The organism is Paraburkholderia rhizosphaerae (assembly GCF_004366595.1).
In the GTDB taxonomy this organism is placed as follows: Bacteria; Pseudomonadota; Gammaproteobacteria; order Burkholderiales; family Burkholderiaceae; genus Paraburkholderia; species Paraburkholderia rhizosphaerae.
In genome coordinates this window covers 271815-289382 of record NZ_SORE01000002.1, presented here as the reverse complement: position 1 = coordinate 289382, position 17568 = coordinate 271815, and the positions used below count along the sequence as shown (strand labels likewise).

Below are 17568 nucleotides of genomic sequence, written 5' to 3'. Positions count from 1 at the left end.
GCCGCCTGCTAACGCCATTTCCTTTCAACAGAAAGGTCTTCAATGAATGCCCAACTCAACGTCGACATCGCGTCAAAGTTTGCCGCGCTGGCGCTGAACCATCTGACGCGCGAATACCCGAACAAGCTGACGCATGCGCTCGCTGGCCCACAGGACGTGCGAAGCCCACGCGCGCTGCATCCGATTTTTTATGGCAGCTACGACTGGCATTCATGTGTGCATGGCTACTGGCTGGTGCTGCGTCTCGTCGATCGTTTTCCGGATTTACCGGAAGCCGCTCGCATCGTGCAGGTCGTCGATACGCATTTCACCGACACGAATGTCGCGGGCGAACGCGCGTACCTGGATCTGCCGCATAACCGCGGCTTCGAACGTCCGTATGGATGGGCGTGGCTGCTGGCGCTCGCGGCGCAGATCAATACGTCGACTCTCCCGCAAGCCGCGCGCTGGGCAAAAACAATCGCGCCACTTACCGACGCATTTGTCGAGCGCTTTGAAGAATTTCTGCCGAAGTCGACTTATCCGCTTCGTGTCGGCACGCACTTCAACACCGCGTTTGCGCTTGCGCTCACGCTCGATTTCGCGCGTTCAACTTCACGCAAGCCTCTCGAAGCATTGATCGTCGATACCGCCAGGCGCTGGTATCTGAACGATGCCGGATGTCAGGCGTGGGAACCATCAGGCGACGAATTTCTCTCGCCGTCACTGATGGAAGCCGAGTTGATGCGACGCGTGCTCGCGCGTGACGAATTCGACGCATGGTTTGCGCGCTTTCTACCCTCGCTCGCAGCGCGCGAGCCGGCGACGCTGTTTATCCCCGCGACGGTGTCCGATCGCAGCGATGGCAAGATCGCGCATCTCGACGGGCTGAATCTGAGCCGCGCGTGGTGTCAACGCTCGCTTGCCCAGGCGCTTGCAGAACACGACGCGCGTCGCACCGTGCTGCTCGACGCGGCGGAACATCATCTGCAAGCGTCGCTCGCGCACGTCGCGGGCGACTATATGGGCGAGCACTGGCTCGCGACATTCGCGACGCTCGCGCTGGAAGCGTAATCAAGCCGCGTTCGCGATGCGCGCCTCGTCAGGTTCGACGTGGCTCGTCCGCTGCACGATGCGGGCGAGCATCGCGTGGAATGCGTGCTTGATCCGTTCGACGGCCGGCGTTTTATACGGAAATGCAGCGTTATCGCCGTGCGCGAGCATGCACGCATTCACTTCGAACACAACGACCGCGCCGTGCGCATCGAGCGCGCAATCGATGCCGAAATAGTCGAGACCGATCGTGTCACCAATCGAACGCAGTGCGTCGTATTGCGCGGCCCCGAACACGTGTTCCGGATGCTCGAGAAACGCCTGTTCCTCAGTTTGCATCCATGGGGTGACCGCCATCGCGGTGGTCGCGTGATGCACCTTCCAGTGGTCGCCAATCGCAAGGTGATACGGCAGGATCTCACCGTCGACATAGAAAAAACGGTACTTGCGGTAATGACCGTCCGCGGACCGATAGTCGACGAAAGGCGTCAAATAGTAATCGCAGTCGCCCAGCCGTTCGACGAACGCACGCAATTGCCAGATGTGCTGCACGAGTTCGAAGTCGCTGCCGCCGTGCGTGCCGGCCCGGCGTACGAGTAGCGGAAAAGTCCATGGAAATGCCGCCGTATCCGCGAACAGCTTGCGAAGTGCGTCAGCCGTGTAGAGGCGCGTTTGCGGAACCACGCAACCGGGCGTATCACCGATCAGCTTCGCAATCGCCTCACGCCCGGTGCCCTTGATCAAACGCGGATGATTGACGATCGGCTTGCCGATACGCTCGACAAACTCATCGGCGATTGCAACTATCGGGCCGCCCTGATCGACGTCCGCGATCAGATTGACGACTACGTCGCCGCCGTTGCGCAGCGCATCGTCGTCGTATTTGAAGTCCTGCAACAGGTTCAGCACGTTGCTTTCGAACGGTGCGCCCTCGACAAGGTACGCGAATGGCGTATTGCCGCGGCCTGGCGCAAACACAAACAACGCACAGAATGCCGGCCGCGCGGTGACGGCCGGCACGGTTATCAGAAGCTTGCGTTCGAGCGCACGCCGAAAGTGAGCGTCGGCCTCTTCGTGCATATTCAACGACTGCTCGAAATTGGCGACCAGGTGCAGCGTTTCCGCATCGTTCGGCAGTTCCTCGAGAATCGATTTGAAATGCTCGAGCGCGCGCTCCGGACGTCCGGCATTCGCGTGCGCAAAACCGATTTCCCGGTTCAGCGACACGCTTTCTTCCGGGTCTTCGGTCAGCATCGGCGTGAGCCAGCCGATCGCCGCGTCATAGCGTTTCGTCCGGTTCAAGACTTCCGCAAGGCCGAAGCGCGCGCTCCAATGTGTCGGCGCGCTTTTTATCACGTCGAGATAGCAATGCTCAGCGAGGTCGAGACGACCTTCACGCTGATGGGTAAACGCGCTTTGCAGAAGGCTATTGATGGACATGACGAGGGGCGCGTGAGAGGAATCAAGCGGCTCGCTGCCGGCCGCGCGCACGCAACATAGCAGAACACGTCCACGCGCGGAGCGTCCTGAAGGCACGGCGTAAGCAACTCCTTCTTACACCGAAACAATTGAAAGAATGGAAAGCCGCAAGCGGAGGTAAACCGCACACGTTGACTGGCGCGTCAAGCCCTGTGCGGAATCGAACGATTCCCTACAAATAAAAACCTTTACATTACGTTTTACTTTCATCTATAAAGGTAACGCATGTCGCGAACCCGCTTTGTCTCGCCACATGTTCTCGCCCGCCGAACCTTGTCCGGCGGGCTTTTTTTTGTTTATTCAGAACGATTCATGCATTCCCTTCATTTTCCTTTCTTATGAGCAAAACGCCTGGTGAAAACCCCGCAGGCCTTTCGCTTGACTTACTTGATATATCACATACTGTATCGTCTTATGACCGGCTTCAACCAGGTTGGCGGCGACTCAGCCCGTCGTCTCCCTTTTTCACACACATAAACAAGGCTAAACGCCAAGGAGACATCGATGAGAACGGATCAGCAGGGACAGGCGACGTCATGGATCGCGTCGCCATGGGTGCAGCTAGTGTTCGGCGTCATATGCATGGCGATGATCGCCAACATGCAGTACGGCTGGACCCTGTTCGTCAACCCGATCAACGAGAAATACCATTGGGGACGCCCGGCGATTCAGGTCGCGTTCACGATCTTCGTCGTGACCGAAACGTGGCTCGTACCTGTGGAAGGCTATCTCGTCGATAAAATCGGACCACGTCCGGTGGTGGTCGGTGGCGGCATATTGTGCGCGCTCGCCTGGGTGCTCAACTCGGTTGCGGCGTCGCTGCCTGTGCTGTATCTCGCGGCGGCGGTCGGCGGTATCGGTGCGGGCGCGGTGTACGGCACCTGTGTCGGCAATGCGCTCAAGTGGTTTCCGACCCGGCGCGGCCTCGCAGCGGGTATTACCGCGGCGGGCTTCGGGATGGGCTCGGCCGCCACGGTCGTGCCGATCGCGCACATGATCAAGAGCAGCGGCTACGAAGCGACGTTCCTGTACTTCGGTGTCGGCCAGGGCATTGTCGTGTTCCTGCTGGGCCTCGCATTGGTCGCGCCGCCGCACAGCCTGATCGAAAGCGCGAAGAACGCGGTGAAGAGCACCGCGGGCGCGGTGAAGCGCGCGGTCTACAACGCGACGCCGCGTGAAGTGGTGAGCTCGCCGGTGTTCTGGGTGATGTACCTGATGTTCGTGATGATGGCCGCGGGCGGCCTGATGGCAACCGCGCAACTCGGCCCGATCGCGAAGGACTTCGGCCTGCAGGACTCACCGGTTTCGCTGCTCGGTCTCACGTTGCCGGCACTCACGTTCGCACTGACGATCGACCGCGTGCTGAACGGTTTGACGCGGCCGTTCTTCGGCTGGGTATCGGACCGCATCGGCCGCGAAAACACGATGTTCATTGCGTTCGGCATCGAGGCAATCGGTATTGTGTTGCTGTCGTTGTACGGACATAGCCCGACGGCCTTCGTCGTGCTGACCGGTATTGTGTTCTTCGCGTGGGGCGAGATTTATAGCCTGTTCCCCGCGACTTGCGGCGACACGTACGGACCGAAGTTTGCGGCGACAAATGCGGGCCTGCTGTACACCGCGAAGGGCACCGCGGCGCTGCTCGTGCCGCTCACCAGCGTGATCACCGCGGCAACCGGCAGCTGGCACGCGGTCTTTATGCTGGCCGCCGGCATGGCAGCAATCGCGGCATTGATGGCGATCTTCGTGTTGAAACCGATGCGTCGCGCACATGCTGAACGGCATTCGACGCCGGCGATCGATCTGCCGTATGGGGCACCGCTCGTCAGCGGTTCGGCACGGGTAACGGGTGACGGAGGTTAAGAAGTAAAGCGCACGGCAGTTTGAATACCGCTCACGATTCGATTGTGCAAGCAAAAGCGGGTCGCCTTGATGGCGGCCCGCTTTGTCGTTTACCAACGGTGATGCACGTGCGGCGCGATCAGTTGATCGTAGATCCGGCGCGCATGCGCCATCGTTTCATCCGGCAGCGCGGCGAGCGCGCTCGCATCTGCATTCGCTTGAGCCTGCGACGCGTTTTTCGCACCAGGAATCACGACTGAAACCGCCTTCTCCATCAAAATCCAGCGCAGCGCGAACTGCGCCATCGTCGCGCCTTGCGGCACATAAGGCCGCAACGCATCGACCGCCTCGAGCGCGATGTCATACGGCACGCCAGAAAACGTCTCGCCTACGTCGAACGCTTCGCCGTGGCGGTTGAAGTTGCGATGGTCGTCGGCGGCGAAGGTGGATTGCGCGTTGAGCTTGCCGGTCAGCATCCCGCTCGCGAGCGGCACGCGGACAATCACCGCGACATTCCTGGCCTGCGCCTCGCGGAAAAACAGCTGCGCGGGCCGTTGCCGGAAGATGTTGTAGATGATCTGCACCGACACGACGTTCGGGTATTCGATCGCCTTCAACGCTTCCTCGACGCGTTCGACTGATACGCCGTAGTGGCGCAGCTTGCCCGCCGCGACCAGTTCATCGAGGCCTTCGAACAGTTGCGGGCGGAAATAGACGTCGGTGGGTGGGCAATGTAATTGGACCAGATCCAGCGTATCGACGCCGAGGTTCTCGCGGCTGCGGTCGATAAATGCTTCGATATTGGCCTTCGTATAGCCATCGGCAACGTGCGGGTTCAAGCGGCGCCCTGCCTTCGTTGCGACCATCGGCCGCTTGCCACCGCGCTCGCGCAGCACGTCGCGAATGATGCGCTCCGAGCGGCCGTCGCCATAGACGTCCGCGGTATCGATGAACGTGGTGCCCGCGTCCAGCGCCGCATGCAGCGCCTGGCGCGCATCCGCTTCCGATACGTCGCCCCACGAGCCACCGATCGCCCACGCGCCGAAGCCGATTTCCGAAACGTCCCAGCCTGTGCGGCCGAAACGGCGATGATGAATCTGCATGAAAACCTCCAAATTGCTCACGTTGTGGGATCGGTTTGCCTTGATGGCCTGCCGTTACGGCTCGCCGCGATCGGCTCACCGGAGTCGGCTCGCGCAAGGACCGCTAGTGTGCCAGCAACGCGCGATATTCGCTGACGCTCTGACCGGCGTGTGCCGGCGTTGTCCGCTCAAGCATGCTCGACACCGTTGCTAAATATCGACATTGCATTGATGCGACAAGTTCATGAATGACGTGCATCATTATCGCCAAACATGCCAACCAGTTGCTCACGCAACCATCGGTGCGCCGGCACGGTTTCGTTGCGTTGATGCCAGAACAGACTGATCACGCGTTCAGGCGCCTCGAGCGGCGCACGCACGCCGACCAGGTCGCCGCTCATGCCGAAGCGTTCGCACAAGTCGCGCGGCATCACCGCGATCAGGTCGCTGGCGCGGATCATTTCGCTCGCGACCGTATAGTGATTGACGGTTGAGACCAGATTACGCTTCAGTCCGTGTGATGCCAGAAAAATGTCGAATGACGGCAGCGTTTGTCCGGCGAGGCTGATATCGACGTGCCGCGCGCTGAGAAAGCGCCGCATGGTTAGACGGCCGGCACTCGCGAGCGGATGATCGCGCCGCATCAGGCATGCATAGTCGACGGTCCACAGCGAACGGGAGCGGATATACGCGGGCGGCAAAGTCTCGTTCACGTACACGCCGATCAGGCAATCGACGCGATTGTCCTCGAGCAAAGTCGGCGCATCGACCAGCATGTTCGGCACCGAATGAAAGCGCAGCCCCGGCGCGGACGTGCCAAAGCGCGCAATCAGCCGCGGCATCACGATCCCGGCCACATAGTCGGACATCGACAGGCTGAAGCTCGCTTGCGCGGTTTCGGCGGAGAACGTCTCTTCATCGAGCGCCGCGCGGATGCGCGATAACGATTCGCCGACCGGCCCCCACAACGCAATCGCGCGCTGTGTCGGCGTAACGCCGGCGCCGTTGCGCACGAACAGCGGATCGTCAAACGCTTCGCGCAAGCGGCTCAACGCATTGCTTACCGCCGGCTGCGTCAGCGACAGCTTCGACGCGGCTCGCGTGACCGCGCCCTCGGACATCAGCGCCTCGAACACCTTGAGCAAATTCAGATCGAGTGTTCTGAAATTCATCCCAGCCTCATTCATTACGTTTATGTGGCGAATCACGATTATAAATATTTGTGACGTTAGCCGAGGCCCTAGAATCGGCCGTGCAGGTTGCGCAATGCATCGCGCGACGTAGTCCTCACGCGCGCAGAGAAACGCGCGACGTCCGCTTCACAAGCGCCGTTCATCACAAAGGGAGAGACAAACCGTGTCGACGATTTCCGGTCGCATCGAACGCCTGCCGTTTGGGATTTTCCACAAGCGCCTGTTATTGATGGGCGGACTCGGCTACACCTTCGATGCGATGGATGCCGCGATCGTCGCGTTCGTGCTGCCGGTGCTGCGGCACGATTGGGCGCTGACGAGCGTGCAGACCGGCGTGCTCGGCAGCGGCAATTTCATCGGTTACTTTTTCGGTGCGCTGTCGGCCGGCACCCTCGGCGATCTGATTGGACGCCGCAAAGTGATGATGTGGGCATTGCTGCTATACAGCGTCGCAACGGTCGTGAGCGCGATGACGAATACGTGGCCAACGTTTCTCGCGTCGCGAATCGTCGCGGGTATTGGCACCGGCGCGGAAAGCGCGATCATCGCGCCTTATCTCGCGGAGTTCGTCGCGCGGCGCTATCGAGGGCTATTTACCGGCTCGCTTGCCGGGTTCTTTTCGTTCGGCTTCGTTGGCGCGGCGCTGCTCGGTTACTTCATCGTGCCGGCCTTTCCGCAAGGCTGGCGCATCGTGCTGTACATCACCGCGTTGCCAGTTGTGATGCTGCTGTGGTGGCGACGCGCGCTGCCCGAATCGCCGCGCTGGCTTGAAAGCCGCGGCCACACCGCGGAAGCGGACCGTGTGCTGACGAAAATCGAAACTGAATTCGCTGGGCGCGGTATCGCATTGCCTGCGCCCGAGCCGGCGAGCGGCGCGGCGCGCAATGCGGGCCAACCCGCAACCGGCACCCTGCTCGCGAATTTTCGTGCGCTTTGGACGGGTCCTCGCAGCCGCATCACCGCGATGACGTGGTTGATGTGGTTGTCGATCACCTTCAGCTACTACGCGTTTTTCACGTGGATTCCGGGCCTCCTCGTGCAGCGCGGAATGAGCATCACGCAAAGCTTCGGCTATTCGGTCGGTATCTATCTCGCGCAGATTCCCGGCTATTTCAGCGCGTCGTGGCTGAACGAAAAAATCGGCCGGCAGGCCACCATCGCGACTTATATGGTGCTCGGCGGCGCGTGCGCGCTCGGCATGGCGTTTGCGACCACCGGCCGCGAGATCATGCTGTCCGGTTTCTGCCTGTCGTTCTTCATGAATGGCACTTATGCAGGCGTCTACGCTTATACGGCCGAAGTCTTTCCGACCGCGGTGCGCACGACCGGCACTGGCCTCGCATCGGCGATCGGCCGCATTGGCGCGATTGCATCGCCTATTCTGGTTGGCTATCTGTTTCCGAAGTTCGGCTTCGGCGGCGTGTTCGGCACGACGACCGTCGTGCTGCTGCTCGGCGCGGTTTCAGTGCTGGTGATGGGCATACCGACGCGCGGCCGTTCGCTCGAAGACATTGCCGCGCATGAAACGGCATAGCGACAAGGTCGCGATGCGCACGCTCGCGCAGTACACCCTTCGTGTGATGATCGAATCAGGAGGAAGACGTGGAAAGTACGCTGTTCAAAAATGCCGCGCTGCTTGACCCCACGCGCGGCGAAATGCTGGAAACGCGCGATGTACTGGTCGAAGATGGCCTCATCAAGGAAGTCAGCGACAGGCCGCTGCAAAGCGCGGTTGCGCGCGTAATCGATCTGCGCGGCAAGACGTTGATGCCCGGCCTGATCGATCTGCATGTGCACGTCGTGGCTGTGCAGTTAAATCTGTCGCAACAGGTACACATGCCGAATGTGCTCGTCACGTTGCGCTCGGTGCCGATCATGCGCGGCATGCTACGACGCGGCTTCACGACGGTACGCGATGCGGGCGGTGCAAACGCGCCACACAAGACGGCGATCGAAAGCGGGCTCGCGGTCGGGCCGCGCATGTTCGTCGCCGGCCGCGCGCTGAGTCCGACCGGCGGTCACGGCGACATGCGTGCCCGCTCGGACTATCTCGGCGACAGCGCACCATGCGGCTGCTGCGTGCGAGTCGGCGCGCTATCCCGCGTTGCCGATGGCATCGACGAAGTGCGCAAGGCCGCGCGCGAAGAACTGCAGATGGGCGCCGACCATCTGAAGATCATGGCGTCCGGCGGTGTCGCGTCGCCTACCGATCCGGTCGGCGCATTCGGCTTTGCGGAAGACGAAGTGCGCGCGATCGTCGATGAAGCGCGTGCACGACATACATATGTGATGGCGCACGCGTACACCGCCGAAGCAATTGCACGCGTCGTGCGCTGTGGCGTGCGCACGATCGAGCACGGCAATCTGATCGATGCGCCGACCGCGAAGCTGATGGCCGAAGCCGGTACGTATGTGGTGCCGACGCTCGTCACGTACGACGCGCTAGCAAGCGAAGGCGCGCAATTTGGGCTTGCGGAGGAAAGCGTCGCCAAGATCGAGGACGTGCGCGAAGCTGGCAAACGTTCGCTCGAAATCTACCGCCACGCTGGCGTGAAGATGGGCTTCGGCTCCGATCTGCTCGGTCCGTCGCAGCGGCTGCAAAGCAACGAGTTTCTGATTCGCGCCGATGTGCTTGGCGCGGCCGACGCGATCCGAAGTGCGACGGTCGTCGGGGCGGAAGTGCTCGGGCTGCCGGAAAAGCTCGGTTGTATCGCACCGGGTGCGTGGGCCGATATGATCGTCGTCGATGGCGACCCGCTAACGGATATCGCTTGCCTGACCGGACAAGGCGAGCGTATTCCGCTCGTGATGAAGGGCGGCAAAATCGAGTTCGATGAACTCGCGCGATAGCAGATCCCGGTTTGGACAATAGCCGAGCGGTAAGGCGAGTTGGCGCGTGCGACTTGCCTTGCCTTTACATCGCCGCCGCCCCGATATGCATATCGATTTGACGTCGTCCGCCTGAAAATCGCGCGATGATACCGCGCAATGATCTGAACATTGCGCCGAAGAACTTCTCTGTCCTCCTGATTTACCCGCATTCTCACGCATCGACGACGCGTCGCATGAACGCCTCTCTCCATTGACCCGCCTCGCTCACAGCGGATAGCCGCTGCCTCTTTCACGCATCGCAACAAAAGACGTGTTCCTTGACACTCAAGCACCTCGCTGCTGTACTAAATAAAACAAATTGATTTAGTCCCGCACGCGAGCGCAATCGCGCACGAACAGAAGGAGGCCGGCCCACCGCGCCCACACCCGATCGAATCGACTGCAATCCATAACGTCGTTGTCAATTATCTGGAGGAGCGTTTCCATGAACCTGAAATCGAGCGTGCCTTGCGCCTTGACGCGAATCGTCGCTGTGTGCGCGGCGGCGTCCGCCATGTTGTGCGTCGGTACGAGCCACGCAGCGGACCAGCCTGTGATCGGTCTGATTACGAAGACCGACACCAACCCGTTCTTTGTGAAGATGCGTCAGGGCGCCGAGGCCGCTGCGCAAAAAGACGGTGCGAAGCTGATGACCGCTGCCGGCAAGTTCGACGGCGACAATGCGAGCCAGGTGACTGCAATCGAAAACATGCTGACGGCCGGCGCAAAGGCAATCCTGATCACGCCAAGCGATACGAAGGCGATCGTGCCGAGCATCAAAAAGGCACGCGCGGCCGGCGCCATCGTGATTGCGCTCGATACGCCGACCGAACCGCAAGATGCGACCGACGCGCTCTTTGCAACCGACAACTTCAAGGCAGGTGTGCTGATCGGCGAATACGCGAAAGCAGCGATGGGCGGTAAGCCCGCGAAGATCGCGACGCTCGACCTCGCGCCCGGTGTGTCGGTCGGCGTGCTGCGGCATAACGGCTTTCTGAAGGGTTTTGGCATCAAGGAAGGCGACCCGTCGATCGTCTGCAGCCAGGACACGCGCGGCGATCAGGCGAAGGGACAAACGGCGATGGAAAACTGCCTGCAAAAAGCGCCTGACATCAACGTCGTCTATACGATCAACGAACCCGCCGCGGCCGGTGCCTATCGCGCGCTCAAGGCCGCGGGCAAGGACAAAAGCGTGATGATCGTATCGATCGACGGTGGCTGCGAAGGCGTGCGTAACGTGAAAGCCGGCGCGATCGCGGCGACCTCGCAGCAATACCCGCTGAAGATGGCCGAGCTCGGTGTGAATGCCGGCGTCGAGTACGCGAAAACCGGCAAGAAACCGACCGGCTATCACGACACGGGCGTCACGTTGATCACCGATAAGGCGCAGTCAGGCGTCGATAGCAAGGACACAGCATTCGGTCTCGAGAACTGCTGGGGTAACAAGTAACGCCACGCATCACGCGGTGCTGCGCGGCCACGCGCGGCACCGCAGGTATCGCCGTCGCATCACAGTGCGACCGCACACGTGCAGTACGTTAGACGCAACGGTCTTTGCATCATCGCATCGAGGAAACACATCATGTCGACTCCCACCCCCGCCGCTCCCGTTCACGACCACCACCGCCGCTTCACCGAGCGCCTGCCATCGCTTGCCGAAGCCGGCCCGCTGATCGCGCTGGTGCTCGCATGCGCGTTCTTTATTTCTCAAAGCGACCGCTTTCTGTCCGCGCAGAATCTATCGTTGATTCTGCAACAAACGATGGTGGTCGCGGTGATCGCGATTGGCCAGACGCTGATCGTGCTGACAGGCGGCATCGATCTGTCGTGCGGGATGGTAATGGCGTTCGGCTCGATCGTGATGACCAAATTCGCGGTCGTGCTCGGCGTGCCGCCGATCCTCGCAATTCTGTGCGGCATTGGCGCGAGCACGCTGTTTGGCCTGCTCAACGGCGCGCTGATCACGCGCATCAAGCTGCCGTCGTTTATCGTGACCCTCGGTACATTGAATATCGCGTTCGCGCTCACGCAGATTTACTCGAACGCCGAAAGCGTGTCGAATCTGCCCGACGCGATCATGTTCTTTGGCAGCACATTCAAGCTTGGGCCCGCTGAAGTGACATACGGCACGGTGCTCACGCTGCTGATGTATCTCGCGACATGGTTCGTGTTGCGCGATACGGTCCCGGGCCGGCATCTGTACGCGCTCGGCAATAACGCGGAAGCGGCGCGTTTGATGGGCCTTTCGTCGCAGAAAATTCTGCTGACCGTTTATACGCTGGCCGGTGCGATCTACGGTATCGCTGCATTGCTGTCCGTGTCGCGCACCGGCGTCGGCGACCCGCAGGCCGGACAAACCGAAAACCTCGACAGCATTACCGCGGTCGTGCTCGGTGGCACGAGCCTCTTCGGCGGACGCGGATCGATCGCCGGCACGCTACTGGGCGCGCTGATCGTCGGCGTGTTCCGCAATGGATTGACGCTGATCGGCGTGTCGTCGGTGTACCAGGTGTTGATCACCGGCATTCTCGTGATCCTCGCGGTCGCCGCCGACAAACTGTCGCGCCGCGGCGCGCGCTAGGCGCTGCCCGCCTGCTTCTTCTATGTCACTGCGTTCGCCTTAGCGCCCACGCGACTTCATCTTTCGCACCGCATTCAAGCATGGAGCCCGTCATGTCGACGACATCCGTTCCCTCTTCCTCCACCACGCCTGTACTCGAGGCGCGCGGCCTGATCAAACGTTACGGTCACGTCACCGCGCTCGACGGCTGCGACTTCGAAGTGATGCCCGGCGAGATCATGGCGGTGATCGGCGACAACGGCGCCGGCAAATCATCGCTGATCAAGGCGCTATCGGGCGCGACGCTCCCGGATGAAGGCGAGATCCGCCTCGACGGCAAGCCGGTCAAATTCCGCAGCCCGCTCGATGCGCGCGACCACGGCATCGAAACGGTGTACCAGGACCTCGCCGTCGCGCCGGCGATGAGCATCGCGGAGAACCTGTTCCTCGCACGCGAACTGGTGAAACCAGGCTGGCGCGGCTCGCTGTTCAAGATGATCGACAAGCGCCGCATGCTCGAAGAGGCCACCGCGCATATGAAGGACTTGCAGATCGGCATCCGCTCGATGCGTCAGGCCGTCGAAACGCTATCGGGCGGCCAGCGCCAAGGGGTCGCGGTGGCCCGCAGCGCGGCGTTCGCGCGCCACGTTGTGATTCTCGACGAACCGACCGCCGCACTCGGCGTGAAGGAAGGCAACATGGTGCTCGAACTGATTCGCCGCGTACGCGACCGCGGACTACCGGTGATTCTGATCAGCCACAACATGCCGCACGTGTTCGAGATCGCGGACCGCATTCATATCCAGCGCCTCGGCCGGCGCGCGGCACTCGTCAAACGCGAGGACATTCACATGTCTGAGGCGGTTGCGATCATGACCGGCGCAAAGGAAGCGGATGTCAAGGCAATCGCATGATGGCCATCATGAATGTCAGGCTCCGATCCGCTTAAGCCGACGACGATGGACACCGGTACCCGCTCTCCATTGAAGCGCACGGTCGGCTCGAACCAGGTCGGCATGCGCCAGTTCAACGAGCGCATCGTGCTGCAGGCGATCCGCTTGCATGGCCCATTGCCGAAGGCTGATGTCGGTCGGCTCACGCGACTGTCGATGCAAACCGTGTCGATGATCGTCGACCGGTTGATCGACGACGGCCTGCTGGTCAAGCAGGCGCGCGTGCGCGGGCGCATCGGCCAGCCGTCGGTGCCGATCGCGTTGCGTGCCGAAGGCGCGTACACGATCGGCGTGAAAGTCGGACGACGCAGCCTCGACGTACTGGCGATGGATTTCGTCGGCCGCGTCTGCTGCCGCGAAGTGCTCGAGTACGCGTATCCGGACCCGCGCACGCTATTCCCTGCACTGGAAATCAAGCTCGCGCGCGTGAACGACGCATTGGGGGCGGCAAGGAAGCGCAATGTGGTCGGAGTCGGCGTTGCCGCACCATTGTGGCTCGGCGGCTGGCGTGAGTTTCTCGGTGCGCCGCGCGATGCGCTCGACGCATGGAACGACATCGACATCCGCGCGCGGATCGCATCGATGACCGGCTTGCCGGTCGAATTCGCAAAGGACACGACCGCCGCATGCGCGGCCGAGCTCGTGATGGGCCAGGGGCGGGGCATTCACAACTTTCTGTATCTGTTTGTCGGCACGTTTATCGGCGGCGGTCTCGTGATCGATGGGCGGCTGCATGGCGGCCCGCACGACAACGCGGGCGCAGTCGGCTCGATTCCTCTTGGCGGGCGCGCTCGCGAGCCGGCGCGCCAGTTGCTGCATGCGGCATCCGGCTTTGTGCTCGAGCAGTTATTCGCGGACGCAAGCGCGCCACCCGCCGCCGCGCATGACCATCGCGCGTTGACCGCCGACTTATGGCGGCTGACCGAGCAATGGCTCGACAACGCATGTCCGGCCATCGCCAACGCGTTGACCAACGCAGCGGCGTTGCTCGACCTCGAGGCGGTGGTGATCGACGGCGAACTCGACCGCCAGCTCGTGCGCGAAATTATCCGGCGCACCGAACGCGTGCTCGACCGGTTCGAATGGGAGGGTATCGTTCGACCGCAATTGCTCGAAGGAACGATCGGCGCGGATGCGCGTGCGATGGGCGGCGCAATCTTGCCGCTTTACGCGCACTTCGCGCCGGTGCATGAGCTGTTTTTGAAGCCCGCGGTCGAAGCCGGTTACTAACGTCTATCGCGCCTGCGGTTCGCCGCTCGCCGCTGCGACGCGCTTCGCCGCGCGCTGCTCCGGCGTATCGAGCAGCGGCTGTAGCGCCGGCCCCATCGACTTCAGCAACTGCACCGCGAGCGCGCTCGTAAAGTCGAAACGCGCCGCGTACGGCTCATGCACAAGCGCTGTCAACGTACCGTAGTAACGGTCGCCGATCACGAACACGAAAGTGCCCGTGCGATTGACCTTGCGCGATTCGATCAGCCGCCCGCCTTTCGCGTACACATTGAAGCGCTGATCGCCGGTGCCGGTCTTGCCGATCACCTGCAGCGTCTCACCGTTCGGGAACTTCAGGCCCTGTGAAAGACGCGCGGCGGTTCCACCCGCGACCACATCGTGCAGCAGCGATTGCACGACACGCGCGATATCCGGCGACACGACCTGGTTCGGCTGCGCAGCCGCACGCGTAAAGCGCGTTTCATACGGCGTGCCCTTTGCGAATTCGAGGTCGGTGATGCTATGCGTCGGCGCCCGGTTTCCGCCGTTCGACACAATGCCGATCAGTTCCGCGAGCGCCGCCGGCCGGTCTCCCGATGCACCGATCGCCGCGCCATACGACGGCGTGAGCTTCGAAAACGGATAACCCAGCGCGCGCCACGAAGCGCCAATCTCCTCGTATGCACGCTGTTCGATCATCCGCTTGATGCGGCGATCCTGCGTCGCGTGATAGCGCGTCTTGAAGAGCCACTTGTACGCATCGGTGCGCGCGTCGCGGCTCGCTTCCTGCACGTCGTTCAGCGTCGCATCCGGGTGCGTGCGCAGATAGTTGACGGTCCACAGTTCGAGCGGGTGCACTTTGGAAATATAGCCGCGGTCGTTCAGGTTGAACTTGTCGATCGCGTACTTCGAATAGAGATTCGCGAGATCTTCATTATCGAGAATGGTTGCGGCAGGCGTGCCTTTCAGCGACGCGCGCATCTGCGCATTGAACCATTCCTGCGAGCCGTCGGGCGCGGCGCTGCGCAGCGCGGTCGCCACCCGCTTCGGCGACTTGTGCACCGTACGCAGCAACGCGGCGATCGCCTCGTCCTGGGTCTTGCCGTGATACTTCGTGTAGAAGCGGTTCACGTACACACGGCTTTCCTGATCCGCGAAGCGCGTCAAATACGTATTGCGCGCGACCGGATCGTCGAGCCACTGCGTGGTTGGACCCGACGTCTGGATCATTTCGTAGTGGACGATATCGCGCATCATCCGCACAAACACCAGATTCACCGAGTGCTGGAACGCGCGGTGCACGGTCAGAATGCGGCCGTTGTCGCTCGATTCGAAGTTGCTGAATACCTGTCCGCCACCGCCCGTATAGAACATTTCGCCGGCGCTCGCCGAATACTTGCGCTCGATCGCCGCATCGAGCATCGCATCGAGCGAATGGTCCTTCGTATGCAACAGATAATCGATTGACCAGCGCGTCAACAAATCGGACGGGTCAGGCTTCACCGCGCGCAACTCTTCGGGGCTCATATCCGCATAGCGGCCATGCAGTTCCTCGACGATCTGCAGATACGTGATGATCGTGCGCAACTTCGCGGTCGAACCGAGATTCAAACGCGCGCCCTGGTTGATGTCGAACGGCTGGTTCACGCTGTCGGTTTGCACACGCATCAGGTTCTGGCCGTTGTTCTTTTCGAACAGCGTGAAGCTAAACGAAATTTTCGACGGATCGTCCTGCGGACGCAGCATGTCCTTGCCGTAGAGTCCGGCGGCCCGCGCGCCGTCCTTCGTCGACGCGGCGGCGAGTCGGTCGCTGACCGCCTGCTGCACTTCGTTGTCGAGCGTCGCGGTCGCCGTCAGATCGAGGCGATCGAGATCGTACAGATTGTTCACGCCCAACGCGGTCATCAGATGCGAGCGCAACGACGTCACCGCCTTGCGCGATACGAACGATTCGGTCGCCGGCGGCAGCCCCGAGCGATGCAGTTGCACCGGCGCGGCGAGCGCCGCGTCGCGCAGCGACATCGAGATCGCGCCGCCGCTCGCCAGCAGCCGCAAATAACTGTCGGTCAGCGATGCGAGATCCGCGTTTCGCCGCAGCAGGAAATGCGACGGACCGCGCTGCGCGATCATCAGCGACAGCACCTGACGGAATGCGAGCCCTTGCGCGGGCAAATTCTCCGGGGTCGGCGGCGCCTTCAGGATAAGGTTCACCGCATCGAAATCGCGGCCGTACCACGCAGCGAGCCCGTCACCGATCCCGTTGATTTCGCCGATGCCCGACTGCGCGGCAAGCGGCACCGAGTTCAAATAACGCATGACGATCTGCTGACGCACTTCCATCGTGCGCGGCCCGTCCAGATACGCGCGCACCGATGCCGATGCAATCTGCCGCAACTTCTCCTGCGGCGTCGCGGTGCGTCCGCCGGGCGAGTGGCGAAACTTCTCGATCTGAGTCGCGAGCGTGCTGCCACCCGGCTGCGGCTGGCTATGGTTGAAAATACGCGCGCCCTGGTCGGCCAATGCGCGGCCAAAGCGCCCCCAGTCGATCGCCGGATTGCGATTGGGCTGGTCCTTGTCCAGCAAATGACGGTCTTCGATAAACAGCAGCGAATTGACGACAAGCGGTGGAATCGCATCGAAGCTGCGGTAAATCCGCTTTGGATAATCGTCGCCGAATAGCGCGTCGCCGGTCGAGTCGTACAGGCGCAAGCCCGCCTGATCTTTCTCTTCGTAGGGGATGAAAAGGCCGTCGTCGGCAAGCGCAAGCATACGATCTGAATCGCGTGCCTGCGATGCGATGGTAAAACCGCGCTCTCGCAGGCGCCGTTCTATCGACGGCAGCAAGGTGTATCCAAGGCGTATATCGTAAGGCCCGTCTTTCGGAAAGCGGATGTTGTCGCTCGGCCCGGTGGCAACCGTAAAGCCGATTTCGCTGGTCAGCTCGGATAGATAGCGCGCCTGCAGACGCGATGTATCCATTTCAATCTGCACGACCCGCACACCGGCTGCGACCGCCACCAGAAACGCGAAAAATATGCCCCACTTCAGCCACTTCCAGGCGGACGTGGTGCCGATGGTGCGCAACGGCGGGACGCGAAGCAGCGGCCGATTCATGGTGGCGTCTCCTTGCAGATGCCGGACCACAAAAAATGCGACTCATATCAGTCTAGCGCGTAACCGCGCGTTGCGAGGGACCGAGACGCAAAGTGGCGCAGGCACTGAGTACGCCGCGCAACACTCGTGCCGCGTCGCCTGCCGCAATGCCGCGCTGCACGGGCGTTTCCGGCATGGCGCGGGCGTGCCGGCGAGGTGGAAGTCGCGCACATACCCTGTGGAAAGCCCGATAG

General features: G+C 61.7%; 12 protein-coding genes. 8 read left to right on the top strand and 4 right to left on the bottom strand.

Annotated features, from left to right (window positions below; genetic code table 11):
• Positions 1–42 precede the first annotated feature (42 nt).
• Positions 43–1053 carry a DUF2891 domain-containing protein gene (locus BX592_RS03405; RefSeq protein WP_134190238.1) on the top strand — a complete coding sequence of 337 codons (1011 nt, stop codon included), beginning with the start codon at positions 43–45 and terminating at the stop codon, positions 1051–1053.
• Here the strand turns inward: BX592_RS03405 and BX592_RS03400 are convergent, their stop codons facing one another.
• A complete protein-coding gene (locus BX592_RS03400; protein ID WP_134190237.1) occupies positions 1054–2472 on the bottom strand; it encodes a tetratricopeptide repeat protein in 1419 nt (472 codons plus the stop codon).
• A 543-nt stretch (positions 2473–3015) separates the two neighbouring features.
• On the opposite strand from BX592_RS03400, the gene oxlT reads away from it, so the two are divergent.
• Entirely contained in the window at positions 3016–4374 is a 1359-nt protein-coding gene (gene oxlT / locus BX592_RS03395; RefSeq protein ID WP_134190236.1) for an oxalate/formate MFS antiporter, read from the top strand.
• A gap of 89 nt (positions 4375–4463) precedes the next feature.
• Here the strand turns inward: oxlT and BX592_RS03390 are convergent, their stop codons facing one another.
• A complete protein-coding gene (locus BX592_RS03390; protein ID WP_134190372.1) occupies positions 4464–5450 on the bottom strand; it encodes an aldo/keto reductase in 987 nt (328 codons plus the stop codon).
• A gap of 227 nt (positions 5451–5677) precedes the next feature.
• A complete protein-coding gene (locus BX592_RS03385) occupies positions 5678–6607 on the bottom strand; it encodes a LysR family transcriptional regulator (protein ID WP_134190235.1) in 930 nt (309 codons plus the stop codon).
• Between the two features lie 184 nt (positions 6608–6791).
• Here BX592_RS03385 and BX592_RS03380 point away from each other — a divergent pair, with 184 nt between their 5' ends.
• The 6 genes from BX592_RS03380 to BX592_RS03355 all read left to right on the top strand — a co-directional run bounded on the left by BX592_RS03380 (position 6792) and on the right by BX592_RS03355 (position 14242).
• Entirely contained in the window at positions 6792–8162 is a 1371-nt protein-coding gene (locus BX592_RS03380) for an MFS transporter (protein ID WP_134190234.1), read from the top strand.
• 68 nt (positions 8163–8230) lie between these two features.
• Positions 8231–9478 (top strand): metal-dependent hydrolase family protein, encoded by a 1248-nt coding sequence (locus BX592_RS03375; protein ID WP_134190233.1) that lies wholly within the window; start codon positions 8231–8233, stop codon positions 9476–9478.
• Positions 9479–9944: 466 nt separating this feature from the next.
• A complete protein-coding gene (locus BX592_RS03370; protein ID WP_134190232.1) occupies positions 9945–10949 on the top strand; it encodes a sugar ABC transporter substrate-binding protein in 1005 nt (334 codons plus the stop codon).
• A gap of 132 nt (positions 10950–11081) precedes the next feature.
• Complete coding sequence (locus tag BX592_RS03365; RefSeq protein WP_134190231.1) at positions 11082–12080, top strand: ABC transporter permease; 999 nt, start codon at positions 11082–11084, stop codon at positions 12078–12080.
• Positions 12081–12172: 92 nt separating this feature from the next.
• On the top strand, positions 12173–12973 hold the full coding sequence (locus BX592_RS03360; RefSeq protein ID WP_134190230.1) for an ATP-binding cassette domain-containing protein: 801 nt from the start codon (positions 12173–12175) through the stop codon (positions 12971–12973).
• A 45-nt stretch (positions 12974–13018) separates the two neighbouring features.
• Positions 13019–14242, top strand: a complete 1224-nt coding sequence (locus tag BX592_RS03355; protein WP_134190371.1) for an ROK family transcriptional regulator — start codon at positions 13019–13021, stop codon at positions 14240–14242.
• Positions 14243–14245: 3 nt separating this feature from the next.
• On the opposite strand, the gene BX592_RS03350 is transcribed toward BX592_RS03355, so the two are convergent.
• Entirely contained in the window at positions 14246–17335 is a 3090-nt protein-coding gene (locus tag BX592_RS03350; RefSeq protein WP_134190229.1) for a transglycosylase domain-containing protein, read from the bottom strand.
• Positions 17336–17568: the final 233 nt, after the last annotated feature.